Here is a 24,784-nt window from a genome sequence, read left to right as displayed (position 1 = left end):
GTTTCGAGAGCAGCGCACCGGATTGCGCTGTGGCACCGCACAGGCCATACTTTGCAAAAAACAGAACTGGAGAGGCCCATGTCGCTGCCCTTTGACGGCGCAATCAGCAGCTATTTCAACGAAACCGCCCCGGCGGACGTGCGCAACGCCATCCGGCGCGCGGAAAAGGGCGATGTCCTCGATCCCTCGTATCCCTATTCCGAGCGTCTGCCCCGCAAGGCCTATGATCAGGACATGGACCGCCTTCAGATCGAACTGGTCAAGGCGCAGGCGTGGATCAAGGAGACCGGAGCGCGTCTCGCACTCGTCTTCGAGGGGCGCGATGCGGCGGGCAAGGGTGGCACGATCAAACGGTTTCGCGAAAACCTGAACCCGCGCGGCGCGCGCGTGGTAGCGCTTCCCAAACCGAACGATACGGAACAGTCACAATGGTATTTCCAACGGTATATCGATCACCTGCCCGCCGCCGGCGAACTCGTCTTCTTTGATCGAAGCTGGTATAATCGTGGCGTGGTCGAAAAGGTGTTCGATTTCTGCACCGATGAACAACGCGAACATTTCTTCGCCCAAGCCCCCGATTTCGAACGTATGCTGGTCGATGACGGTGTGATCCTCGTCAAATTCTGGCTCAATGTAGGCCGTGCAGAACAGTTGCGCCGCTTTCTCAAGCGCGAACAAAGCCCCCTTAAACAATGGAAGCTCTCGTGGATCGACGTCGAGGGGCTGAACCGGTGGGACGCCTACAGCGCCGCCATCGGCGAAACCTTTCAGCGCACCCATACCGAGGCCGCACCGTGGACGATCATCCGCTCCGACGACAAACGCCGCGCGCGGCTCGAAGCGATCCGTCATGTCCTCTCGCGTCTCGATTATCCCGGCAAGAACACGCGCGCCCTCGGCACCCCCGATGCTCAGGTCTGTGGCGGCCCCGGCATCTGGAATGCCTAAACGCGGTTATCATCACGGCAACCTGCGTCAGGCCCTTGTCGAGGCCGCGCTCGATCTGATCGAGGTCAAGGGCCCGGCGGGCTTCACGCTTTCAGAGGCCGCAAAGCAGGCTGGCGTGACCCCGGCCGCCGTCTATCGCCATTTTGCCGGCCGCGACGATCTCATCGCCGAGGCGGCGCGCCAAGGTTACGTGATCTTCGCTGACCTTATGGAGCATGCCTTCAATGAGGGTCAGCCCTCCGCCCTCGCCAGTTTCGAGGCCACGGGCCGCGCCTATCTTGCCTTCGCGCGCAAGTTTCCGGGCCATTACATCGCGATGTTCGAAAGCGGTATCTCGGTCAACCGCACGCCCGAACTGGCCACCGTGGCGGCGCGGGCCCGCGCCGGGTTCGAACGCGCGGCCCAAGCCTTGAGTCAACACATCCCCCCCGAGAAGCGCCCGCCGCCCGCGATGTTCTCGGCTCATATCTGGGCGCTCAGCCATGGCGTCGTCGAGCTTTTCGCGCGAAACTCCCCCGGAAGCCAGTCGCCCTTCCCGCCCGAGGATCTTCTGGAAACAGGCGTCGGCATCTACCTGCGCGGCCTCGGGCTCGTGCCGCCGGATCACTGAGACCACTCAGGGCCGCGACCCGCCTTTCTTTTTGCTAAAAATATCCTCGCCGAAGGCAAAAAGACATGGTCACACCGGTTTCAGCGCACGAACCGGCCCGTCACCTCGCGCGGTCCGATCCACGGGCCGGGCGGTGCGCTGAACACCACGGTGTCCTCGGTGGGAAATTCCACGTTCCAGCAGGTCCAATCCCGGTCACGATGATCGACAGGCCCGAAATACGAACAGTATTGTCCATGCCGCACCTCCCAAAAACCGGTATGCTGGCCCAGAAGCGGCTGACCGCTATCATAAACCGTGCCGCCCTCGCTGTCCCAGCTTTGGGTGGGCGCGGGCGCGTCGTTGCCGGTCTCATAGACGACCTCGGCCCCCGCAAGCCGGTCATGAATCCAGGCTTGCGCGCTGACGCCCCCCGCGCTCAGGGTCAAGGCGGCGATACATGTGGTTAAAACTTTCATACCTTTACTCCCTACTCTGTCATTGTCGCCCGCAACGCAGCCCCGACCATTGCGTGCAGTTTTGATTCTACTTGATGCCGCATGTCCAAGTCGAAACGACTTGGCGGGCAAACGCCGCGACGGCAAGACCCCGCCGTATCATTCACCGGTGGAGCGGCGCAGCGTCTTGGACAAGGTCAGCACAAGGATCGAGCTTACGATCCACCCCAGCAGCTTGTAGATCGATCCGGCCACCTGCCAGAAGCGCGGCGTATCAACCACGCGTGGCGACCAGAACGGCACCCCGGCGCCCACCGCCATTTCGGACCGCACACGGCAAAGACGTTCCTGCCCCAGCTCGATCAGCGGCACGAATTTATCGAGCGCAAAGAGCACCGGAAGGATCTCGTCCCGGCATGGCTGGTTCGGCAACGCGCGCCCCTCTGGCACCACAAAGGCCGCATCGGGGCTCGCGTTCAAAACAAGTATCTCCCGCTCCAGCGCCAGATGCGTGGCCCACACCCCCAGAACCAAAAGCCCCACAAAGGTCACAAGCGACCGGTAGACCGAGAATCCATACCCGAAGGCCATGCCGAAAACCCAGATGAACGGGCGCAGCAGAACGAAAGTCTGCGTCCGGTTCTGCCAACGCGATTTCAGCCGTGAAATGCGCCGGAAACCTTCTTCGTCGCCCTGATGGCGCATCACCTGCGCCAGTTGCTCCATGGGCTGCGGATTGAACTCGTCGCGTGTCGGGACGTAGTCATAGAACTGAAGTCTCAGCCACCTGCGTCGCTTGCGCCACGACCGCGCCGCGTCGCGCAATGGGTTCATATGCCGTCGGGCGCGCGCGCCCAGACCAAGCAACAGAAATAGCCCGGCCCAGATCGCGAAAAGGCCGTAGTTGCGGGCCTCCACAGCGGTGGCGACCTCCTCGGCAATCAACAGCAGGAGAAGCCCCGCAGACCCGATGATAAGCATCCACACAAACCAGAAGGCACCGGGATTCTTGCGCCATGTCTCGCCCATCTTGTGTCGCGCCGCCTTGCGCTTCACCACCTTGTTGCGCGGGTCCGGCATCTCGACCGCGTCATAGGTCAATCCCGACAGGTCAAGACGGATGGACTTGGGCCAGCGGTTGCCATGATCATCCGTCAGCTTTCCGAAGTGGCAATTTCTCAGGCCCACCGTGGGCCGCATGCGGAATGTGTCCTCCGTCACTCCGCGCGCTTTGGCGATGCATCGCTTCATTCGGCGTGGCATCGTCTCGAAACGCGGCTCCGCATGAAGGATCGGCGCACGCGGCCAGTTTTCGCCATACACTGGCACCCCGTCCTCGACAAAGAAAAGCGGCTTGGCGGGCCATGTCATCGTGGGCAGGTCCGAATGAAGTTCGTCATCACTCAGCATCTCGACCACATGATTGCGCCCATGCACGGCCAGCTTCGCCCGAAACAACTTATCTGCATACCAGATCGTCGCGTGGGCCCCAAAGCTCAGACCTGCCTTGCCGGCTTGGGCAAGCTCGTCACCCGTCATCAGGCGCAGCGGCTCGACCGAGGCGCGGCAATACGCGGGAAGCCGGTCACAGCTCCAGTCGCCGGGCTCGACAATGCGGAAATGCCCGGCATCGCCCATCAAGGTTCCACAGAAAAGCCGAAGGTAGTCCTTTTTCTGCTCATCGCTCTCAAAGCTCAGGTCGCGCCGCCGAAACGCCTTTAGAAACGCCGGGCCAGCTCCTTCAAGAAGTTGCACATGCCGCCCAACCCTCAACGCCTCCCCGAAATGGCGCCGTCCACGGAACGTGACCGAGAATTCCCAAAGCTCACCGTCTTTCACGAAACTCAGCGGTGTCACCCGACAGTCGATCTTGCCGGGCGCGCCAAGTATCTTGCGCATCGCCAGCCAGCTACCCTCGGAATCGACCTCGATCAGGCCGATCTCAAGCCCGATCCCGGCGGTCGTCGAATCCAGCATCAGCGCATTCGCCGCCTTGGGCGGACTGATCAGCTTGAGGCCGGTGTTGAACCCGAGGTTGATCGAATTTCCCACCCGCGACTCGGCCATCCGGACAACACCACGCCACTCTCCCATGAGATAAACGCTCCCGCCCACCTGACAGCCGGTGAAATTGGCCAGCACCGTTTCGCCGGGCTGGCTATTGGCCCCGTCCAGATTGGCCAGTCGGCGGGGCCGGACAAGCATGCTCTCAAGATGCATGGAATGTTCGATCTCGCAATCAAGCGCCTGAATTTGCCCGCGTATATCGGTCATCCGATCCGGTGAGATCGCCCGTACATCCCCGATGCGCGCCTGGCTCAGTTGCAGCGCAACCAGAGCGTCGCGCGGTTCGGCCACCAATTCGGCGTCCGAAAGGTCAAGCGTGCTCTGAAGGTTCGCATTCAGGAAATTGACAAGCCCCTTTGCCTCGAACGGCATGGTTGTGCCGGCCCGTGTCCTGACGCCGCGCAGACCCACGAACCCCTCAATGCGCGCCTGCTGTCCATCAAGCGCGGCACTCTCGCCCGCAACAAGCCTGCTGCTCGCCAGAAAAAGATTACCACCGATCCGTGTCCGCGCCACCGATAGTCCACCCAAAACCGCCGAACCCTCATAGATCGACACGTTTCGCCCGACCTGCGCACCGCCAAGCGCCAGCGCGTAAACCAGTATTGTGTTCGACGAATCGATATGGCCTCGCGGTGGCGGCCCACAGACAAGCGACCGGCGCAGCTCGAACGACTGATCAAGTTCGGCGTTGCGGAAATTGATCTGGCAAAGCCCCTGCCGCGAGACCCCCTCGATGCGCGGCGCAACCTCGTCGTCGCCTTTGTCATCTCCATCAGGATCAAACGCCGCGCTCAATGGCCCGCGCCCTGTGCCGTACCACGTGTCGCGCGCCTCCATCCCGGTGCGCGCGCCCTCGTCCTCCGAGGAAAAGACCTGATCGAACTGCACCTCTCCAAACACCTTGCAGGATTCGCCCGTCACGATCCGAAGTCCGCATTTCTGAAACCTCAGCCCCAAAAGCGCGGACCCGGTCAGGTCGATCTCATCCTCAAAGACGCAATCGTTGAAAAAAAGTCCGATCAGGGCGTTCTGCCGGTCCCGAAAAAGATTGGCCAGATCAACACGCCCCGCCACCCGCGCATGACTGAGCGTGAAGGTCCGCTCACCTAATGGGTCTTGCGCCATTCGCTCCTGCGCACGCGTGACCGCCGTCACCAAAAGGTCCGCGTCAAGCGCGACGCGCGCCGCGCCACTGTCAAAAACATTGGTCGAGCATGTCAGTATTGCCGACGCGTCCAAATTCTGGCCTCCTACCTGCTACGTCAGATTACACACCCCGCGCGACATTGGACAAGCGCGGCGTGGCAGAAAGGCCCATCTTCAATCCTGAATGCTGTCTCTGGCAATTCAGCGGATTCCAAGCGGATGCAGGCCGTATCGCACGGCGCCCGGCTCATCCCTGCAACGTAAAAAGGGCCGCTCCCTTCGGAACGGCCCCCTCCATGTCTTGTGTGCCCTGCGGCTTAACGCTTGGAGAACTGGAAGCTCCGGCGCGCCTTGCGGCGACCGTATTTCTTCCGCTCGACAACACGGCTGTCACGGGTCAGGAACCCTGCGGCCTTGAGCGCGCCGCGCAGACCGGGATCATAAAGCTGAAGCGCCTTCGAGATGCCGTGCTTCACCGCACCGGCCTGCCCCGAAAGACCACCCCCCTTAACCGTCGCCATCACGTCGAACTGATCGGTCACACCGGCCACTTCGAACGGCTGACGCAGGATCATCTGCAACACCGGACGCGCGAAATACTTGGTGTAGTCGATGTAGTTGCCCTTGGCATCACGCACCAGAACCTTGCCCGAACCGGGCTTGATCCAGACACGGGCCACGGCGTCTTTACGCTTGCCCGTCGCATAGGACCGGCCCAGCTCGTCGCGCACGGGCTCGCGTGCCACGGCGCTGTCGGCTTCCACGCCCTGCACACCGGCGATGTTCTCGCCCACGGCGGCCTCGAGGCCTTCGAGTGTTTTGATTTCTTCAGCCATCATGCCACCCGTGTGTTTTTCTTGTTCATGGATTTGACATCAAGCACTTCGGGGCTCTGCGCCTCGTGCGGATGTTCGGAGCCTGCGTAAACGCGCAGGTTGGTCATCACCTTGCGGCTCAGGCGGTTGCCCGGCAGCATGCGCTTGACGGCCTGCATGACCACGCGCTCAGGGTATTTACCTTCAAGGATTTCGGCCGTGGTGCGGCTCTTGATCCCGCCGGGATGGCCAGTGTGCCAGTAGTTCGGCTTTTCGCGCTTGTCGCCTGTCAACTGCACCTTGTCGGCGTTGATGACGATGACATTGTCGCCCATGTCCATGTTGGGCGTGAAGCTCGGCTTGTGTTTGCCGCGCAGGCGCGTGGCGATGATCGAGGCAAGACGACCCAAGATGACACCTTCGGCGTCGATCAGGATCCATTTCTTGTCGATATCTGCCGGTTTTGCAGAAAAGGTTTTCATGACGAGGAGACCCTCTTTCGTAAGACAAGGAAGGCCCCTTGCATGGGGCCCCCGGTGGATGAGCGGGTTATACAGACGCATATCGCACGGTCAAGTCGCATATGGCGCAATTAATATACCTAAAACAATGACTTGCAATTACGGTATTATTATACCCCACACTTAGGGCGTTATTATACTTGCCGTACCCACTTTTCTCTGTTATACAGTTGAGACAAGGAGTTGCGTCATGTCTAACCTGTCTCAAAAGCACTTTCACGATGAGCAAGCCGCCTATGATTACGTTGAGGCGCGTGTCTGGCCGCATGGCGCAACTTGCCCAAAGTGCGGTGAGCGTGAGCGCGTTTCCAAGATGGGCGGCAAGTCCACCCGCATTGGAGCCTACAAGTGCTACAAATGCCGCAAACCCTTAACCGTCAAGGTCGGCACCATTTTCGAAAGCAGTCACGTTAAGATGAACGTCTGGCTGCAAGCGATTTATCTTATGGTTGGCAGCAAGAAGGGCATCAGCAGCAACCAGCTTCACCGCATTCTGGGCGTGACCCTGAAAACCGCGTGGTTCATGTCTCACCGCATCCGTGAAGCGATGCGCTCGGGCGATCTGGCCCCTATGGGTGGCGGTGGTGGTATCGTTGAGATTGACGAAACCTATTACGGCACCAACGATGAAGGCCGGGAACGTCGCGCTAAGCACAACAGTCTGAAAAAGAACCGCAAGAAGCCGTTCTCGTTCCATGGCGGATCGGGCCACAAGATGGCTGTGTTGTCTCTGGTGGACCGCTCTGGGCGCGTGCAGAGTTTCCATGTGAAGAAAGCCGACAAGGCAAGTGTTCTGCCGATCCTGCGCGATAACCTTGATGCAGAAGCAAAAGTAATCACCGACGAAAGCGGCCTGTATGGCAAGCTGGATGCCGAGTACATGCACGCCTTTGTCAACCACGGTCGCGGCGAGTACGGTCGCGGCATCATCCACACCAACACCATCGAGGGCTACTTCTCGATCTTCAAGCGCGGGATGCGTGGCGTGTATCAGCATTGCAAGGAAAAGCATCTGCACCGCTATCTCGCTGAATTTGACTTCCGCTACAGCAACCGTCAGGCTCTGGGCGTCCACGATACCGAACGCGCAGACCTTGCGCTTACTGGCATCGTAGGCAAGCGGCTCACTTACCAAACGGCTCGTGTCCAATGACGAAAAAGCCAAAGCAGGAAAGCCAGAAAGATCAGTCGGCAAGGTTCGAAAAGGCCGTGCAGGATATGATCGACGCTGGCGAACTAAACCCCACAGAGGCCGATGAAGCGATGGAGCGGGTGATGAAGAGGGTTGCATCAGTGGGCGCACCTAACCGTTCTCACGATACAGACTAGCAAGCAAGTTGGTGTCTGGGCCTGAATATTCTTTGCATAAATCCCGCAGACTCTCCGCCCACTTATCACCCTCATAGTGGCTGGCTATGCCGCGCCCTGGCTTTTGACTGGTTCCAGTAAAGCCATACTTTTGGGAAGTTTCTTCCAGCCCTCCGAATATCACATCTAGTGGTGGCCTAACCCCTTTGCCCTGATCCTTCCTCAGTAGGTGTTTTGCCCACTCCCAACAAAGAATATCACTTGCTTGCAATAATACTTCTTTGCCTTGCTTCTCTACAAATGAAGCGCCGTCAAAGCCATACATCGCGCGGAAGGCCGGATATGGGTGATCTTCTACAAATCGTATGTATTCCTTCACTTTTCCCTGCCCTAAGTCGCCTGCTTCAATCACATAACTGATCCCCGAGCGCGACCCGGAGTGAAGGTGCGAAAGATGGCCGAGGTGGTGCATCACAGTGTGAACGCACCAAGCATAAGGAGAGCTGACCCCCTTTGAGATGGCATCCATTATTGGGTCGCCTGTTTCTGGGATATGCAAGTTTTGTTTCATCTCACTAATGCGACAAGACGATATAGCGAAAAACTGCATGTGTTTATTAACTATCGAAACGCATTCTTTGAGAATTTGCCCTCCTTCATCGGGGGTAATGCCTTCAAATTCACCGCGTCTATTGTGCAGGTCGGTCATATGAATAACGCGTGGGCTGAAATTTTCACGCCAACACTTTTGCGCTTTCTTAGCGCGCCCAAAACCAAAGGCGATACCAGCAACAGAAAACACATCACCTTGCGCACTCGCATCAACGAAAGCCCTTAGCGCCACAGCAAATCCACTTCGGTCAGTAGGAAAGCAAACTTCAATCACAGCCTACCCTCCCACAAGCGGGTACGGCAAGTACAATATCGCCACACTTAGAGGTCCACATTCACCGGTGGCGCCGCCAGAAGCGCGGACACCCGGCTCAGCGCGGCCTCAAAACGGCCCGGCTCGCGGATCGCGTTCAGGCCGATGCGCACCGCGTTGGGCGCACGCCCGTCCGGCAGGGCGAACTCGTCCGCGGGTTTGATCTGAATACCCTCCGCCTCGCAGGCCCGGGTAAACGTCGACCCGCGCCACCCCTGCGGCAGGTTCAGCCACAGGAACGGCACCTCAGGACGCCAGGTGATGTCCCATTGACCCAGCAGATTGACCGCCGCGCGCACCCGCGCACGCGCATCCGCCTCGACCTCTGCCCTGATCCGCTCCGCCTCACCCGAGCCGAGCATGTCCGCGCACAGATCAAGCATCGGCTGCGGCATTCCGTAGAACGACGATTGCGCCACCTGCCGCGCCGCGTCTGCTTGTCCACGGGCACAGGCCGCATACCCAAAGCGAAGTGCCGCCGAAACCGACTTGGTCAGCGACGACACATACCAAGCCCGCTCGGGACAGATGGCGCGATAGCCCGGCGCCTCAGGCCGCGAGATACAGTGACAGTCATCTTCGATGATCTGGATCTGATAGGTCCGCGCAAGTTCCGCGATTTCCTGTCGCCGCGCCACGCTTGTCCGCAACGTGGTGGGGCTGTGAACATCGCCCGCGGTCAAAAAGACCTGTGCCCCGTCCCGCCTAAGCGCGGCCTCCATCCGATCCGGGCGAACGCCCTCGCCGTCCATCTCAAGCCCGACAACCCGCGCCCTGAGAAGCCGCGCGGCATGGCGGACACCGGGATAGGCAAGCTCCTCGGTCAGGATCACCGGCGCCGCCCCGTGTAGAAGCGCCTGGAGGATCATGATCACCGTGTTCTGCGCCCCGACACCAAGCACGATATCCTCAGGGCCAAGCGGTCCCGCACGGTCCGGTCCGATCCAGCGGGCCACAGCCGCGCGGGCCGCGGCGTCGGTTTCTCCGGTCGGATAATCGGTATAGGGTCGGCCCGCACTTTCCGCGAGCGCCTGAAGACCGCGCCGGATCACCTCGGCCTGTCCAAGATCGGGCACACGAACGGCCCGAAAATCCACCTCGTCGCGCGGCACCGACGTCAGAAGCGCGTCCTCCGGCTCGGGGGCCGATGTGACCATGCCACCCCGCACGAACGTGCCGCGACCGACCGTTGTCTCGACCAGCCCTTCCTCGACCGCCATGCGGTACACCCGCGCAACGGTCCCCGGCGTGATGCCCAACTGCCATGCAAGCTCCCGCACAGGGGGCAATCTTGCGCCATTGGGCAAGCCCCCAGCCCGGATTGCCGCGCGCAGAGATTGTATCAACACAATATACTTCGGATCGCGGCTATTTGCAAAATCTGGGGGCCAAATTGTATCCATAACAATGTTTTCCTCGCTCATCATCTGAATACACGTTACCTATGATCCACACAATCCCCGGATTGTATCAACACAAATACCTGGAGGTCGCAAAATGTATATGCCGACACACACCGATCAGATCGCCCTTGCTCAGCTTGCACGCCGTGACACGCTGCCGCTCGGATCGCGCGTCGCGGTGCGCGTGGCCTATGCGATCGCCGTCTGGACAACGCGCCACCGCACACGGCTGGCGCTGCGCCACCTGTCGACCGCACAGCTTGATGATCTGGGCCTCACGGCCACCGCGGCGCGAAACGAAGCCGCAAAACCGTTCTGGAGGCCGTGACATCCCCGTGACGGCCCCTCTTCCCCTGGGCCGGGTCTTGCACCCGGCCCTTTTTTTCGCACAGCTTTAGCGCGGCGCATCATCCGCCTGAAACAGCTTTCGCATTTCATCTTTCCAGAAATACTCACATCCGGCCTGCGCCAATTTCAAAGCCATTTCGACAATTTGAAAACGACGTAAAGCACCACACCCAGCCCGGCGGACACCGCCGACAGCACCCAGAAGGCCACGTCGCTCTCGACACCCGGCATTCCGCCCACATTTACCCCGAAAAGCCCGGTCAGAAATCCGAGCGGTAGGAAAATTGCCGCCACCACCGACAGCAGGTAGGCGTTTGTGCCCATGGTCTGCGCCCGCTGCGCCTCGAGGTGATCCTGCATCGCCATCAGCCGCTCACGCAACGCGTCCAGCGCTTCGACATTGCGCGCCGACCGGTTCGCCGTCTCGCGCAGCGACAAGAGCGCGTCAGGCGCCGTCACGCCCTCGGCAGCCCCCGCGGCCAACGCGTCCAGCGCCTCGCGCTGTGGATTGACGAAGCGACGCAGCTTGATCACCGTATGGCGCGTCTCGGCCAATAGGGCCAGCGGCACAGCCTCACCACCGAGAACCTGCTCCTCAAGCGCGTCCGTCCGGTCCTCAAGCTCAAGCGCCACCTCCTCGATCCGTCGTGTCAGCCCTTCGGCCATTGCGGCCACAAGTCCCGCGGCGCTGCCCGGCGCCCGGCCGTCCTCGGCCTTCTGCCTAAGCGCATCAACCGCCCATACCTTTCGCAGACGTACCGTTACGACAAGTTCGGCGGTGGCCCAGATGCGCAGACTTACCATATCCTCGGGGTTGGCCCCGGGGTTGAGGTTGACACCGCGCAGATTGATCATCGCGCCGTCGGCCAAGTTCGCACAGCGTGGCCGCGTCTCGGCTTGCAAAAGCGCGTCCACCGCAGGCAACGGCAGATGCGCGCGCAACCACGGCTCAAGCCCCTCCGCGCCCGCATCGAAATGCAGCCACCGATATGCATTGCCCGCGCCGGGCCGTGGCGCATCAACAGCCGTGGCCTGAGCACGCCCCGCATCATCCACGTCATAGCCACAGATCAACTCGGGGGCGCGGCCCATCACTCAGCCCTGATTTGGCGGAATGGAATAGGTCAGGCTCGCACGGGCGACCGGCGCATCGCCCCCGTCCGAGAAGATGAGAACCTCGCCCACCGCCAGCACCCGGCCTAGCTTGAGCAGCCGGCATTCGGCGATCAGGTCAGTGCGCGCCGCCGGCTTGCGCATGAAATCAATCGAACAGTTTGTCGTAACGGCAAGGCCCTCGGGCCCGATCATCGCCAGCACCGCGAGATAGACCGTCACATCCGCCAGCGCAAAGATCGACGGGCCGGATATGGTGCCGCCGGGCCGCAAATGCCGCTCTTCGACGTTAAGCCTCACCCGCGCGCGCATCTCGCCCACGTCCTCGATTCGGAAATCACCGGTCACTTGCGGAAACTCCCGGTCAAGAAAGACCATGAGTTCTTCGGCGGTCATCTTCAAACCCAACGCTTGCCCTCCCCGTCGCGGTATGTCTTAAAAGGAGCACAACAAAGGGAGGGTGACAAGATGGCGCTGCTTGAACGTTTCGACGAAGGGGCCGTTACGCATCTGCGGATGAATGCGCCCGACCGGCTCAATGCGCTGAGCGATGGCATGCTCGCCGCGCTACAATCCGAGCTTGACGCGCTGAAGGACGACACCGGCATCCGCGCCGTTGTGCTTTCCGGTGAGGGCAAGGCGTTCTGCGCGGGCCACGATCTCAAGGAAATGACCGCCGGACGACAGGCCGAAGACGCCGGCAGAGCCTATTTCGCCGATCTTTTCTCACGGTGCAGCCGGGTGATGATGTCGCTGCGCGCCCTGCCCCAACCCGTTATCGCCGCGCCACATGGCATCGCCACTGCCGCAGGCTGTCAGCTTGTCGCCTCCTGCGACATGGCCGTGGCGGCGCATGGCACGCGGTTTGGCGTCAACGGGGTGAATATCGGGCTTTTCTGCTCGACGCCGATGGTCGCGCTCTCGCGCAACATACCGCGCAAGCAAGCTTTCGAAATGCTCACCACCGGAGAGTTCATCGAGACGGAGCGCGCGGCGGAGCTCGGGCTGATCAACCATGCCGTGCCGGCGGATACGCTTCTGGACGAGGCGAAATCCCTTGCCGAAAAGGTCACCTCCAAGCTTGGCTCGGCGGTCAAGATCGGCAAACAGGCCTTCTATGATCAACTCGAAATGCCGCTCGATCGCGCCTATGCCTTCACCGGCGATGTCATGGTCGAAAACATGCTTTGGCGCGACACCGAGGAGGGCATTTCCGCCTTCATCGAGAAGCGCCCCCCCGAATGGACTCAATAAAACACATCAGGCTCACCCCGTAATCTGATGGCTGAAAACAGTTTTCTGCCCGCGCTTAAGTGCTTGGGCACAATGTTTCCATTTTCACGCCACATTATTTCCAGTTTTGGCATTTTTCCGCACGCGGCCCGGCTGTAACTTTGACTGCATTGTATTTTCACAGGTTATTCCGATGTGGGCACGATGGACAGGTCTGGGCATTCTGCTCCTCCACGCAGGTGTGGCGGTCGCCGCGGACCTTCCTGACCCCGCCACCCACGAGGATTTTCCCACCCCCGGCGCCACTTCGGTGCTTCTTGGACGCGATCTTTTCTTCGATCCCATCCTGTCGGGCAACGGTAATATTTCCTGCGCTGCCTGCCACCATCCCGCCTTGGGAAGTGGCGATGCGATATCGCTTTCGCTGGGCGAAGGCGGCATAGGGCTTGGCCCTGCCCGGACCGGCGATACGGCCAATATGCCTCCCGCACGCATCCCCCGCAACGCGCCCGCGCTCTACAATCTCGGCGCGTTCGAATTTACCACGCTCTTTCATGATGGGCGCGTTGAGCGCGACACCTATGAGCGGTTCGACATGCGCATGCCACCGGGCTTCGAGCTTGAACGCCCTGTGTCCTCCGCGCTTGCCGCCCAAGCCATCCTGCCGCTTCTCTCGCATCACGAAATGGCCGGGCAACCGGGCGAAAACCCCGTCGCGGACGCGGTCGAAGCGGGACACATCCGCGGCCTTGATGGTGCATGGCAAATGATCGCGACAAGGGTGGAACAGGTGCCCGCCTATCGCACTCGGTTCGACTGGATCATCGGCTCGGACGAGCCGATTCACATTTCGGACGTGGGCCGCGCCATTGCCGACTACATCACCTTCGAATTCCGCGCCACAGATAGCGCGTTCGATGCGTTCCTGCGGGGCGCCCCCGACGCCCTTGGCCCCGATCAGTTCCGCGGCATGCAACTTTTTTATGGCAAGGCGAAATGCGCCACCTGCCATTCCGGCACCTTTCAGACCGATCACGCCTTCCACGCCATCGGCATACCCCAATTCGGCCCCGGCAAGGGGCACGGCGCCGGCGGTTATGCCGATCACGGGCGCGGCTTTGTCACCGGCAAGAAAGAAGATCATTACAGGTTTCGCACACCGTCGCTGCGCAACGTGACTCTGACCGCACCTTTCGGCCACAACGGTGCCTACGCGAAGCTTGAGGACATGGTGCGTCACCACCTCGATCCGCTGACCATGCTTGCCGAATACACGCTTGAATATGCCAGCCTGCCGGAGATCAATCTCGATGGCTCCGACACCGACGCGCTCGAGGATTTCGACGAGATGCTTGCCATCGGCATCGCGACCGAGATCAAGCCCCTGGACCTCACCGATCCCGAGGTGGCCGCGATCATGGCCTTTCTCAGTGCGCTCGAAGATCCGATTTCGGACAAGGGCGCGCGCCTCGGCGTACCGGATATGGTGCCCTCTGGCCTGCCGCTCGACGCGGTGCCCGATCCGTCCTGAAACATCCGGCTCCGACCGCCTGACCACGGGCTCGAATTCCGGTCTACGGCCCTTCCCATTCAGGCCCTGATCCCCTACATCGCGACCATGACCCAGACACTTCACATCGTCGGCGGCGGCATGGCCGGATCCGAGGCCGCCTGGCAGGCCGCCACCCACGGAATCCCTGTGGTGATCCACGAAATGCGCCCGAATGTCGGCACTTTCGCCCATCAGACCGGCGATCTGGCTGAAATGGTGTGCTCAAACTCCTTCCGCTCGGACGATGATGAACAAAACGCTGTGGGCCTCCTGCATTGGGAGATGCGCGCGGCCGGCGGCTTGCTGATGTCCATGGCCGACCGTCACCGCCTTCCCGCTGGCGGTGCGCTCGCCGTGGACCGCGACGCATTTTCGCGCGCGGTGACCGAACGCCTGCGCGCCCACCCCCTCGTTCAGATCGAAACCGGCGAAATCCCCGGATTGCCCGCGGATGGTCACTGGATCATCGCCACCGGCCCACTCACCTCCAACACCCTGGGCGAGGCTATTGCGGCGGAAACCGGGACCGACCGACTTGCCTTTTTCGATGCCATCGCACCTATCGTGCATTTCGACACGATCGACATGTCCCGCGCCTGGATGCAATCACGCTACGACAAGGGCGCAACCGAAGAAGAGCGCACCGCCTATCTCAATTGCCCCATGGACAAGGCCCAATATGAGGCGTTCATCGATGCCCTTCTGGCATCCGACAAGACCGAGTTTCACGAGGGTGAAACCGCCCGATATTTCGACGGGTGCCTCCCGATCGAAGTCATGGCCGAACGGGGCCGCGAAACGTTGCGTCACGGCCCGATGAAGCCTGTGGGCCTGACCAATCCGCACGCGCCCGACATCAAACCCCATGCCATCGTTCAGCTCAGGCGCGACAATGCACTCGGAACGCTCTATAACATCGTCGGCTTTCAAACAAAGATGAAGTATGGCGCCCAAGCTTCTGTTTTAAAAATGATACCAGGATTGGAAAATGCACAGTTCGCGCGCCTTGGCGGCATCCACCGGAACACGTTCCTGAACTCGCCCACACTGCTCGACAGCCAGATGCGCCTGACCTCCCGGCCGCATATCCGCTTCGCCGGGCAGATCACAGGCGTCGAAGGTTATGTCGAAAGCGCCGCGATGGGGCTTCTCGCGGGCCGTCTCGCGGCGGCCCAGATCGCCGGGCACGACATTGCAACCGCCCCGCAGGATAGCGCAATGGGCGCGCTCATCCATCACATCACCGGCGGCGCCGAGGCCAAGACATTTCAACCGATGAACGTCAATTTCGGTCTCTTTCGCCCGGTCGACGGGATCAAGGGGGGCCGCCGGGGTCGGCGTGACCGCTACAAGGCTTACACCGACCGCGCCAAGGCGGCGTGGCAGGCATGGCTCTCGGATTACCCGCTCAGCCGCGACCCCGACGCCGTCCAACCCCTCGCTCAAACCGCCGCATCCTGACGCCAAGCGGCGGAACACTGTGGTTCAGATTTCTCATGAAACGGTTTAGGATAGGACCATGTCAGACAAACACATGAAACCCGATCTCTGGACCGAACGCCCGGTCGATGAAACGCTCGACGTCTACGCCGACTGGGCCGAAAGCTATGATGCCGACGTCACCGAACGCGGCTATGTCACCCCCGCCCGCATCGCCGAGGCGCTTATGCCCCTTTTGCCCGATGACGACCGGCCCGTGCTGGATTATGGCTGCGGCACGGGGCTTTCGGGCATGACGCTGGCCACCCACGGCATCACACCGCTTCACGGCACCGACATATCCGGCCCGATGATCGCCAAGGCCCGCGCCAAGGGCTGCTATGACACGCTCTGGACCGCCAAGGCCGACCGGCTCGACATCGCGCCCGGCGCCTATCGTGCCATCGTCGCGGCTGGCGTGATAAGTTTGGGTGCAGCACCGCCCGAGTCCATGGATCAGCTCATTGATGCCCTCGCTCCGGGTGATTTGCTGGCGCTTTCGTTCAACGACCCCACCCTTGCCCATGGCGGGTATGATGCCCGGCTCGACAGCCATATCGCGGCGGGCCGGCTCAGGCAGTTATTTCGCGAACACGGCGCCCACCTCACCGAGGCCGGTATGGGGGCGGACGTAATCGTTCTCGGGCGTGAACTGGACGCCGCATGAGAGGCGTGCTTTACTGCGCTGCATGAATGACAATTTTCTAGACCACGTTTATCGCCCCGCATCGCAGGACGAGACGACGGACATGTATGATCGGTGGGCCGACACCTACGATGCCGAACTGACCGAAAATGGCTATGCGACACCCGCGCGCGTGGCCCGTATGCTTGCAGGACGTTGCGCGCTTGACGCACCGATGCTTGATTTTGGCTGCGGAACCGGCCTCTCGGGTCAAGCTTTGGCCAAGGCGGGGTTCACGGTAATCGACGGCACCGATCCAAGCGCGTCAATGCTGGAAAGGGCTCGCGCCAAAGGCGTCTACAGGCAGCTTTCCTTGCTCGACCTCGACGCCGACCCGCCACTTGAGCCCGGTGCCTATGCCACGATTGCGGCGGCGGGCGTGCTTGGCATCGGCGCGGCGCCGCCCGAAACCTTCGAGACGCTGATGCACGCGCTGCCCGCAGGCGGCCATCTCTGTCTGAGCCTCAATGACCATGCGCTCGCAACGGAACCGGGCTACAACGCTGCTCTGTGCAACTGGCTCGACAGTGGCGCAGCGCGGCTCCTGCGCAAAACCAAAGGCGCCCACATCCCGGCCCGGGACCTCAAGGCCTCTGTATACCTCATTGAAAAAGCGTGACATTCACGACCCGTTTCGCCCCGTCGCCAACCGGCCCGCTACATCTTGGCCATGCCTTTTCAGGGCTCTTGGCGCATGACATGGCCCGCGCGGCCAAGGGGCGATTCCTGTTGCGCATCGAAGACATCGACACGACCCGATCGCGCCCCGAATGGGAGGCACAGCTTCAGGACGATCTCGGCTGGCTCGGGCTTAGGTGGGACGCCCCCCCGATGCGACAGACAGATCGGCTTGCGGCCTACGCGACGGCGCTCGATACCCTCTGGGCGCGCGGTCTGCTTTATCCCTGCACCTGCACCCGCGCCGATATCGCGGCGGCCGCTGCCGCCCCGCAGGAGGGCACGCCGCTCCACGGGCCCGACGGGCTGATTTACCCCGGCACATGCCGTCACCGGCATCCCCGCACTGGCCCGCGCCCCGCAGGCGCAGCGCTGCGCCTTGATATGGCGGCGGCGGCCCCCGCGACGGTCGGATTTGTCGAAACCGGCGCCGGGCCCAATGGCGACACGGGCCCACAGCTCACCTATCACGCGGCGTTGCGCGACGAAGTTGGCGACATCGTCCTCTCACGGCGCGATTTTCTGGGATCCTATCACCTCTCCGTGGTGCTTGATGACGCCGCGCAGGACATCACCCATGTGATCCGCGGCGCCGACCTTTTCGAGGCGACCCCGATCCATGCCTTGCTGCAACATCTGTTTGATCTGCCCACCCCCACCTACCACCATCACCGCCTGATCCGCGACGACACGGGCCGCCGGCTGGCCAAGCGCGACGACGCGCGCGCCATCGCCACCTTTCGTGCCGAGGGTGCGACGCCACAGGATATCCGCCGTATGGTCGGACTATGAAACCGGCGGCGTCCTCCTTTCTGATTGCAAATCAGCGGATTCATTTCTCTCCGCCTGAACCGCCGCCCGATAATAATGCCGCTCCCCCACCACATTCTGCCGGGATCAGGCTTTCCCCCACCGGCAAATTCCCTATCTTCGCGCCAAAGCGCGCACCCAACCGGAGCCAGGCATGACTACCCAAGTCCCCAAAGAGCCCCTTGTCGTCTTCACCCCCTCGGGCAAGCGCGGGCGCTTTCCTGCCGGAACGCCAGTCCTGACCGCGGCACGGCAACTCGGGGTCGATCTCGATTCGGTCTGTGGCGGGCGCGGCATTTGCTCCAAATGTCAGGTGACACCGGGATATGGCGAATTTTCCAAGCATGGCGTGACCGTCCATGACGACGCGCTCAGCGAATGGAACGCGGTCGAAGAACGCTATGACCAGAAGCGCGGCCTGAAACCGGGCCGCCGCCTCGGCTGTCAGGCCACCGTTCAACGCGACGTGGTGATCGACGTGCCGCCCGAATCCCAAGTCCACAAACAGGTGGTGCGCAAGGCCGCCTCGGCCCGCGTGATCGAGATGGACCCCGCCACGCGGCTTTATTTTGTCGAGGTGGATGAACCCGACATGCACGAGCCGACAGGCGATCTCGAACGGCTTGCCCGCGCGCTCAAGCGTGAATGGGACATCCCCGAGATACGCGCCGATCTCACGCTCCTCTCCAAGCTTCAGCCGACATTGCGCAAGGGCAAATGGCAGGTCACGGTCGCGCTGCACAAGTCTCACCGCGATGCCGTGGCGAGTGTCATCGAAATCTGGCCCGGTCTGCACGAAGCCGGCCTTTATGGTCTGGCCATAGATCTTGGGTCGACCACGGTCGCGGCTCATCTCACCGATCTTGAAACCGGCGAGGTCAAGGCAAGTTCGGGTATCATGAACCCGCAGATACGCTTTGGCGAAGACCTCATGAGCCGCGTCAGCTATGCGATGATGAACCCCGGCGGTGACTGCGAAATGACCGCCGCCGTGCGCGAGGCGATCAACACCCTCTCTGACAAAATCGCCAAGGAAGCCGGGATAGATGCCGCGCTCATTGTCGAGACTGTTTTCGTCTGCAACCCGGTCATGCACCACCTGCTGCTGGGGATCGATCCGGTCGAGCTGGGTCAAGCGCCCTTCGCGCTCGCCACGTCCGAAAGCATATCGCTCATGGCACGCGAGCTTGACCTGACGGCGATCAACACCCGCGCCCGGACCTATATCCTACCCTGTATTGCGGGCCATGTCGGGGCCGATTGCGCCGCTGTTGCCCTCAGTGAGGAACCGGGAAAATCCGACGACCTCGCTTTGATTATCGACGTGGGCACCAACGCCGAGATCCTGCTCGGCGACAAATCCTCGGTGCTCGCCTGCTCCTCGCCAACCGGGCCCGCCTTCGAAGGCGCACAGATCAGCTCGGGCCAACGCGCGGCCTCGGGCGCCATCGACGCCATCCGTATCGACCCCGAAACAAAAGAACCACGCTTCCGCGTCATCGGCTCCGATCTGTGGTCTGACGAAGACGGCTTTGCCGAAGCGACCGCCACCACTGGCGTGACCGGCATTTGTGGCTCTGGCATCATCGAGGCCGTGGCAGAATTGCGCATGGCGGGCCTGATGGACCCATCCGGCCTCATCGGGTCGGCCGCTCAGACCGGTACGGATCGTTGTATCGCCGAAGGGCGCACCCATTCCTACCTCATCCATGATGCCACCGCCGAGGGCGGCCCGCGCATCACCGTGACCCAAGGTGACATCCGCGCCATCCAGCTTGCCAAATCCGCGCTTTACGCGGGCGCGCGCCTGCTGATGGACGAACGCGGTGTCGATCGCGTTGACCGTATCGTGCTTGCAGGCGCGTTCGGGGCGCATATATCCTCGAAACACGCCATGGTTCTTGGCATGATCCCAGACGCCCCCCTCGACAAGGTCACAAGCGCGGGCAACGCGGCGGGCACCGGGGCGCGCATCGCGCTTTGCAACATCGCCGCGCGCGCCGAGATCGAACGCGTCGTGCGCGAAATCGACAAGGTCGAAACCGCGATCGAACCCAAGTTCCAAGAGCATTTCGTCGCCGCCAACGCGATCCCTCACAAGACCGATGCCTTCCCGGACCTGTCTAAAATCGTGTCGCTCCCCGACGTGAGCTTCAACACCGGCGGGGATGATGGCGGCGGGCGACGGAGGCGGCGGCGCGCCTGAGGCGCAACCGCGGTCTTCAGATCACGCCGCCGAAAGTTGGGTCCGAATGTTGAGCTTCCGGGACAACCGAACTCAAACTGTCAGTGCGGATCGCCAAGCCCGAAACCTCAGGTGTTCGAACTCCAGAAGCAGCGATCGAAATCGACATATCTGAGCATGTCTTCGGTCTCGCCCACCGGGACGAGGCGGGAACAGCCTTCAAACCCTTCGGCACTCTCGAAGACCGAGACCATCCCGGTTTTTCCGGTGTCCCCGTCGACGCAAAGCCGCTCACCCGGGTCAAGGGTGGCGGTGCGCCGATCCGCGCCACGGGCTTCGACCGCAAAGAAATGAGCGTGCGTATTAAGGTTGCGCACACAAAGTGACGTGGCCGCGGTTTCGACCTCTGCGGCGTGCGGTGCCTCGGGCGCAACGGCGGCACTGTCCTCGGGCGAAAGGCTTTGAAGATAAGCGATGACATCGCGCCGCTCCTGCGCGTCACTCAACCGAAAAGTCATCTTGGCCCGTGCCTTGGGATCATCCAGATAGGACCGAAGGAAGGCACGCGGATCAGCGAGATATTCGAAAATCGACTCCTCGTCCCAGACAAGCCCGGCCTCACCGGCTTCTTCCATCGAAGAGCTATAGCGGTAATCGTCATAACTCCCTGCGGGGCGCCCGACGACATTTGTCAGGACCGGACCTACCCGGTTCTTGGCATCCTCGCCCACCATGTGACACGCTTTGCATTTGCGAAACACCTTTTCGCCCTCTGCGGCGTCCTGAGCGGTGGCAGCGGGCGCTGCAAGAATGAACGTCGTGGCGGCCAATATTCGGAACATTTTACGGCACCTCCTGTTTTCATACACCATCCTCGGCAGCGGCCCACATGGTCAATCACGAACCCCGCGCATTGGATTCACGATGTCGTGACTGCATTTTGACCCAGCGTGATGGCCGCGACCGTTAGGCTGGTGCCCGAGAACCCACGCATCGAACCAACGGAGGACCACTTATGAGAATGCCATTGATTGCCACGGTTGCCGCCCTGAGCCTGACCGGGGCGGCCATAGCCCAAGACGCCCCCTTCGGAAACGAGGTGGATACCGATTATGCCGCCGAGCTTTGGGCGGAAATGAACGAGATGAACCTTGCCGGTGACGGCATGATGCGCACGTTCCCCTACGAGGGGGTTGCCCCCCACGGGATGATGCTCGAAACGCTCTACACCGAGGCCACGGTCGACGGACATACCGGCGATCTGGTGATCAAGCGCAACTACGGCCCCGAAGGCGTGACGGGCGACGAGGTGCTGTCAAATCCCGACAAACACCTTGGCGCGGTCACCGTGATGTTCCGCCGCGAAGCCGGGTATGACGCCGACAATGCCGATTGGTTCTGGGCGAAATACCTGCCCGATGGCTCGCTTGACAAAAACCCCAAGGGAATGAGCTTGGCCGGTCGCGTTGCCAAAGGGGCCGATCAGGGCTGCATTGCCTGCCATACCGGCGCGGGCGAGGATATGCTCTTCACCACCGATCACCTGTCGAACTGATCCCGGTGTGACACCTCTATGAGCGCGGCGCCATCGCGCCGCGCCCGACCTCTTGACCTCCCCCGGCAGATTGCCTAGCTACAGGTCTCGGCGCGGGTATGGTGAAAAGGTATCACGAAAGCTTCCCAAGCTTCAGTTACGGGTTCGATTCCCGTTACCCGCTCCAGACCCCTCCGTTCCTTTACGTCACGCCGCGCAACGCGCCATTGCCATGCGGACCGATTGCAATACCCTTTGCCGTGTATGATGATTCGGGAGAGGCCCATGCAACTCACCGTCAACGGCACCACCCATGACATCGATCCGCCCGCCGACATGCCACTCTTGTGGGTTTTGCGCGACATGCTCGGCCTTACCGGAACCAAGTATGGCTGCGGCATCGCGCAATGCGGCGCCTGCACCGTCCATATGGATGGTATGCCCGTCCGCGCCTGTCAGTTGGCCGCCCGCGATGTGATCGGTGACATCACCACCATCGAAGGACTGGGCACGCCCGACGCGCCCCACCCGGTGCAACAGGCCTGGATTGATACACAGGTTGCACAATGCGGTTATTGCCAATCCGGTCAGATCATGGCCGCAACGGCGCTGCTCGACACCACACCCGACCCCACGGACGAGGACATTGACCGCGCCCTTTCGGCCAATCTCTGCCGCTGTGGCACATATCCACGAATTCGCGCCGCTGTCCGGGCCGCCGCGAACGCAAAGAAAGACGCATAACCTTTTGGCCAATTGGAAGAAAATAACACGCCGATCGCTTCTTGTCGGGTCCGCCGCCATCGCGGGCGGCGTAGCATTCGGTATTTGGCGCTACCAGACTCCCTATGACAACCCGCTCAAGGAGGGGCTGTCCGAGGGTGCGGCGGCGCTCACACCTTATGTGCTGATCGACGCCGAGGGGATCACCCTTGTCACGCCGCGGTCGGATGTGGGTCAAGGCGCCTATTCCGTTCAGGCCGCACTTATCGCCGAAGAGCTGGATGTGTCCCTTGATCAGGTGCGCGTCTGGCCCGGACCGCCTTCGCCCGCCTACTGGAATCGCGCGCTCGCGACCGAGGCTGCGGTGTTCATGGCCCCCGCCGAGGGGCTTCTCCGCTCCATGACCGAGACAGGCGTCTCAGCCGCGATGAAGTTCATCGGGCTGCAAATCACCGGCGGCTCCACCACTGTGCCCGACGGCTATGAAAAGCTGCGCCGCGCCGGGGCCTCGGCACGCGAAACGCTCAAGCGCGCGGCGGCGCGGCGCGGTCATGATCCGGCGGCCATGACCACCCGCGACGGCTCTGTCATCCTCGGTGACGGGGCCGCGATCCCCTATACCGATCTCGCTTCCGAGGCCGCCGAAATTGACGTGGTTCAGGATGTGGGCCTGCGCGATCCCTCGACTTGGCGACTTCTCAACAATCCGATGCAGCGAATTGATATCGTTGATAAATCCACAGGTAAGGCCAAATACGGGATCGACCTATCCGTGCCCGGCATGCTCCATGCCACCGTGTGTCTCAACCCCGCCCAAGGCGGGGGCATCGACGGGTTCGACGCCGAGGACGCCCGCGCCATGCCCGGCATTCACGCGGTCGTGCCGGTCACGGGCGGCCTCGGAATCGTGGCCGATACCACATGGCAAGCCTTTGAAGCCGCGCGCTCGATCCGGGCCTCATGGACGCCCTCTCCCATGCCCGCCACGATGGATGGGCACTGGCAAGCCCTCGCCGACAGCTTTACCGACGCGGCCCGCGATAGCCGCAAACGCGACGATGGCGACGTCGACACCGCACTCACCGAGGATGCCCTCACCGCCGAATATCGCGCACCCTATCTCGCCCATGCTCCTATGGAGCCGATCGGCGCCACGGTGCGCGTGACCGAAGACGAAGTCGAGATCTGGAGCGGGACACAAATACCCAGATTCGTTCAGGAAAATGTCTCTGCCATTACCGGTCACAGCGCCGATCAGGTGACGCTGCACACGCAACTTATCGGCGGGAGTTTTGGCCACCGCCTTGAGGATATGGCCGAGTGGCACGCCACCGAGATCGCCAACACCATGCCCGGCACGGCCGTGAAGCTCACCTATGAGCGTGAAACCGACATGGCGCATGATTTCCCACGTCAGATCGCCATGGCCCGCATGCGCGGCAGCGTCTCGGAAGGTCGCGTCACGGCCTATGACCTCTCGATCGCCATGCCCTCGGTCATGGCCTCACAGATGGGTCGTCAGAACATGCCCGTTCCCGGCCCAGACAGCCAGATCGTCGCCGGCGCGTTCGAACAGCCATTCGCCATCCCGCATCATCGGGTCACAGGGTACCGCGCCCCCGACCTCGCCCCGATCTCGTCTTGGCGCTCGGTGGGGGCGTCCTCAAACGGTTTTTTCTACAATGCGGGTCTTGATGAGTTGATCCATGCCGCCGGGGCTGATCCTCTCGAAGAGCGTCTGCGCCTTTGCGACGATCCGCTGGCCCGCGCCACGCTCGAAGCCGTGGGCGAAATGTCCGGCTGGTCCGGCCCCAAGTCAGGAGCGCGCGGTCGCGGCGTCGCGCTCACCACATCGTTTGGCGTTCCTTGCGCCGAAATTGTCGAAGTGACTGAAACCGAGGACGGGCTTCGGATCACCAATGTCTGGGCCGCCGCCGAGGTGGGCCGCGTCATGGACCCGATCAACGCCGAGAACCAGATGCAAGGCGGCATCGTCTTTGGCCTTGGGCATGCGATGAATTGTGAACTCACCTATACCGACGGTAAGGCCGATCAACTCAACTACCACGCCTATCAGGGTATGCGCCTTCACCAGTGCCCGACGATCGAGGTGCGGCTTCTGGAGAACGGCGACCGCGTGACGGGGTTGGGCGAGCCGCCGGTCCCGCCTGCGGCACCTGCCTTGGCGGCGGCCATTTTTGCGCTGACCGGTCAGCGTCTGCGCGAGATGCCATTCTCAAAATTTGTGGAGTTTGCGTAAT

General features: G+C 61.7%; 23 protein-coding genes and 1 tRNA gene. 15 read left to right on the top strand and 9 right to left on the bottom strand.

The features are described from left to right. Positions 1-78 precede the first annotated feature (78 nt). Together ppk2 and V8359_RS03620 are read left to right on the top strand one after the other, a co-directional pair. Positions 79-948: a polyphosphate kinase 2 gene (gene ppk2 / locus V8359_RS03625; RefSeq protein ID WP_336427345.1), complete on the top strand. Its 870-nt coding sequence runs from the start codon at positions 79-81 to the stop codon at positions 946-948. Beyond that, positions 941-1,558, top strand: a complete 618-nt coding sequence (locus V8359_RS03620; protein WP_336427343.1) for a TetR/AcrR family transcriptional regulator — start codon at positions 941-943, stop codon at positions 1,556-1,558. The genes ppk2 and V8359_RS03620 overlap by 8 nt, the downstream gene beginning before the upstream one ends. A gap of 80 nt (positions 1,559-1,638) precedes the next feature. Here V8359_RS03620 and V8359_RS03615 read toward each other — a convergent pair whose 3' ends face one another. From V8359_RS03615 to rplM, 4 genes are all read right to left on the bottom strand, one after another. Continuing rightward, positions 1,639-2,016 (bottom strand): hypothetical protein, encoded by a 378-nt coding sequence (locus V8359_RS03615; RefSeq protein ID WP_336427342.1) that lies wholly within the window; start codon positions 2,014-2,016, stop codon positions 1,639-1,641. A gap of 138 nt (positions 2,017-2,154) precedes the next feature. Then, positions 2,155-5,304, bottom strand: a complete 3,150-nt coding sequence (locus V8359_RS03610; RefSeq protein ID WP_336427341.1) for a hypothetical protein — start codon at positions 5,302-5,304, stop codon at positions 2,155-2,157. A 224-nt stretch (positions 5,305-5,528) separates the two neighbouring features. Then, complete coding sequence (gene rpsI / locus V8359_RS03605; RefSeq protein ID WP_336427340.1) at positions 5,529-6,047, bottom strand: 30S ribosomal protein S9; 519 nt, start codon at positions 6,045-6,047, stop codon at positions 5,529-5,531. Further along, the gene (rplM, locus tag V8359_RS03600) at positions 6,047-6,508 is read right to left on the bottom strand and encodes a 50S ribosomal protein L13 (protein WP_336427339.1); all 462 of its coding nucleotides are present in this window, start codon (positions 6,506-6,508) and stop codon (positions 6,047-6,049) included. Before rplM ends, rpsI begins: the two co-directional genes overlap by 1 nt. A gap of 229 nt (positions 6,509-6,737) precedes the next feature. Between rplM and V8359_RS03595 the strand changes: the two genes are divergently transcribed. Further along, complete coding sequence (locus V8359_RS03595; RefSeq protein ID WP_336427338.1) at positions 6,738-7,700, top strand: IS1595 family transposase; 963 nt, start codon at positions 6,738-6,740, stop codon at positions 7,698-7,700. A gap of 150 nt (positions 7,701-7,850) precedes the next feature. Here V8359_RS03595 and V8359_RS03590 read toward each other — a convergent pair whose 3' ends face one another. Next, positions 7,851-8,741: a hypothetical protein gene (locus V8359_RS03590; protein WP_336427337.1), complete on the bottom strand. Its 891-nt coding sequence runs from the start codon at positions 8,739-8,741 to the stop codon at positions 7,851-7,853. 47 nt (positions 8,742-8,788) lie between these two features. After that, positions 8,789-10,183, bottom strand: a complete 1,395-nt coding sequence (locus tag V8359_RS03585) for an aminotransferase-like domain-containing protein (protein ID WP_336427336.1) — start codon at positions 10,181-10,183, stop codon at positions 8,789-8,791. A 94-nt stretch (positions 10,184-10,277) separates the two neighbouring features. Between V8359_RS03585 and V8359_RS03580 the strand changes: the two genes are divergently transcribed. Further along, the gene (locus V8359_RS03580; RefSeq protein WP_336427335.1) at positions 10,278-10,511 is read left to right on the top strand and encodes a DUF1127 domain-containing protein; all 234 of its coding nucleotides are present in this window, start codon (positions 10,278-10,280) and stop codon (positions 10,509-10,511) included. 146 nt (positions 10,512-10,657) lie between these two features. Here V8359_RS03580 and V8359_RS03575 read toward each other — a convergent pair whose 3' ends face one another. Both V8359_RS03575 and V8359_RS03570 read right to left on the bottom strand, forming a co-directional pair. Beyond that, a complete protein-coding gene (locus V8359_RS03575) occupies positions 10,658-11,623 on the bottom strand; it encodes a zinc transporter ZntB (protein WP_336427334.1) in 966 nt (321 codons plus the stop codon). A 3-nt stretch (positions 11,624-11,626) separates the two neighbouring features. Further along, entirely contained in the window at positions 11,627-12,040 is a 414-nt protein-coding gene (locus V8359_RS03570) for a PaaI family thioesterase (protein WP_442970305.1), read from the bottom strand. Between the two features lie 72 nt (positions 12,041-12,112). Here V8359_RS03570 and V8359_RS03565 point away from each other — a divergent pair, with 72 nt between their 5' ends. The 7 genes from V8359_RS03565 to V8359_RS03535 all read left to right on the top strand — a co-directional run bounded on the left by V8359_RS03565 (position 12,113) and on the right by V8359_RS03535 (position 20,287). Beyond that, complete coding sequence (locus tag V8359_RS03565; protein ID WP_336427332.1) at positions 12,113-12,898, top strand: enoyl-CoA hydratase; 786 nt, start codon at positions 12,113-12,115, stop codon at positions 12,896-12,898. Positions 12,899-13,070: 172 nt separating this feature from the next. Continuing rightward, positions 13,071-14,408, top strand: a complete 1,338-nt coding sequence (locus tag V8359_RS03560; RefSeq protein WP_336427331.1) for a cytochrome-c peroxidase — start codon at positions 13,071-13,073, stop codon at positions 14,406-14,408. Between the two features lie 87 nt (positions 14,409-14,495). Next, a complete protein-coding gene (trmFO, locus tag V8359_RS03555) occupies positions 14,496-15,890 on the top strand; it encodes a methylenetetrahydrofolate--tRNA-(uracil(54)-C(5))-methyltransferase (FADH(2)-oxidizing) TrmFO (protein ID WP_336427330.1) in 1,395 nt (464 codons plus the stop codon). Positions 15,891-15,948: 58 nt separating this feature from the next. After that, complete coding sequence (locus tag V8359_RS03550; protein ID WP_336427328.1) at positions 15,949-16,575, top strand: class I SAM-dependent DNA methyltransferase; 627 nt, start codon at positions 15,949-15,951, stop codon at positions 16,573-16,575. 22 nt (positions 16,576-16,597) lie between these two features. Beyond that, on the top strand, positions 16,598-17,212 hold the full coding sequence (locus V8359_RS03545; RefSeq protein WP_336427327.1) for a class I SAM-dependent DNA methyltransferase: 615 nt from the start codon (positions 16,598-16,600) through the stop codon (positions 17,210-17,212). Further along, positions 17,209-18,063, top strand: a complete 855-nt coding sequence (gluQRS, locus tag V8359_RS03540; protein ID WP_336427326.1) for a tRNA glutamyl-Q(34) synthetase GluQRS — start codon at positions 17,209-17,211, stop codon at positions 18,061-18,063. The genes V8359_RS03545 and gluQRS overlap by 4 nt, the downstream gene beginning before the upstream one ends. A 172-nt stretch (positions 18,064-18,235) precedes the next feature. Then, complete coding sequence (locus V8359_RS03535) at positions 18,236-20,287, top strand: ASKHA domain-containing protein (RefSeq protein WP_336427325.1); 2,052 nt, start codon at positions 18,236-18,238, stop codon at positions 20,285-20,287. Positions 20,288-20,394: 107 nt separating this feature from the next. Here the strand turns inward: V8359_RS03535 and V8359_RS03530 are convergent, their stop codons facing one another. Continuing rightward, positions 20,395-21,108, bottom strand: coding sequence for a c-type cytochrome (locus tag V8359_RS03530; protein WP_336427324.1), 714 nt, complete (start codon positions 21,106-21,108; stop codon positions 20,395-20,397). 173 nt (positions 21,109-21,281) lie between these two features. Here V8359_RS03530 and V8359_RS03525 point away from each other — a divergent pair, with 173 nt between their 5' ends. The 4 genes from V8359_RS03525 to V8359_RS03510 all read left to right on the top strand — a co-directional run bounded on the left by V8359_RS03525 (position 21,282) and on the right by V8359_RS03510 (position 24,783). Continuing rightward, positions 21,282-21,821, top strand: a complete 540-nt coding sequence (locus tag V8359_RS03525) for a hypothetical protein (protein WP_336427323.1) — start codon at positions 21,282-21,284, stop codon at positions 21,819-21,821. A 92-nt stretch (positions 21,822-21,913) separates the two neighbouring features. After that, positions 21,914-21,987 (top strand) — tRNA-Gly (locus V8359_RS03520). A 98-nt stretch (positions 21,988-22,085) separates the two neighbouring features. Continuing rightward, positions 22,086-22,544 carry a (2Fe-2S)-binding protein gene (locus tag V8359_RS03515; protein ID WP_336427322.1) on the top strand — a complete coding sequence of 153 codons (459 nt, stop codon included), beginning with the start codon at positions 22,086-22,088 and terminating at the stop codon, positions 22,542-22,544. Between the two features lie 4 nt (positions 22,545-22,548). Beyond that, a complete protein-coding gene (locus tag V8359_RS03510; protein ID WP_336427321.1) occupies positions 22,549-24,783 on the top strand; it encodes a xanthine dehydrogenase family protein molybdopterin-binding subunit in 2,235 nt (744 codons plus the stop codon). The last annotated feature ends 1 nt before the right edge of the window (position 24,784 follow it).

The organism is Roseovarius sp. E0-M6, assembly GCF_037083845.1.
In the GTDB taxonomy this organism is placed as follows: Bacteria; Pseudomonadota; Alphaproteobacteria; order Rhodobacterales; family Rhodobacteraceae; genus Roseovarius.
This window is presented reverse-complemented; position numbering and strand designations above follow the sequence as displayed.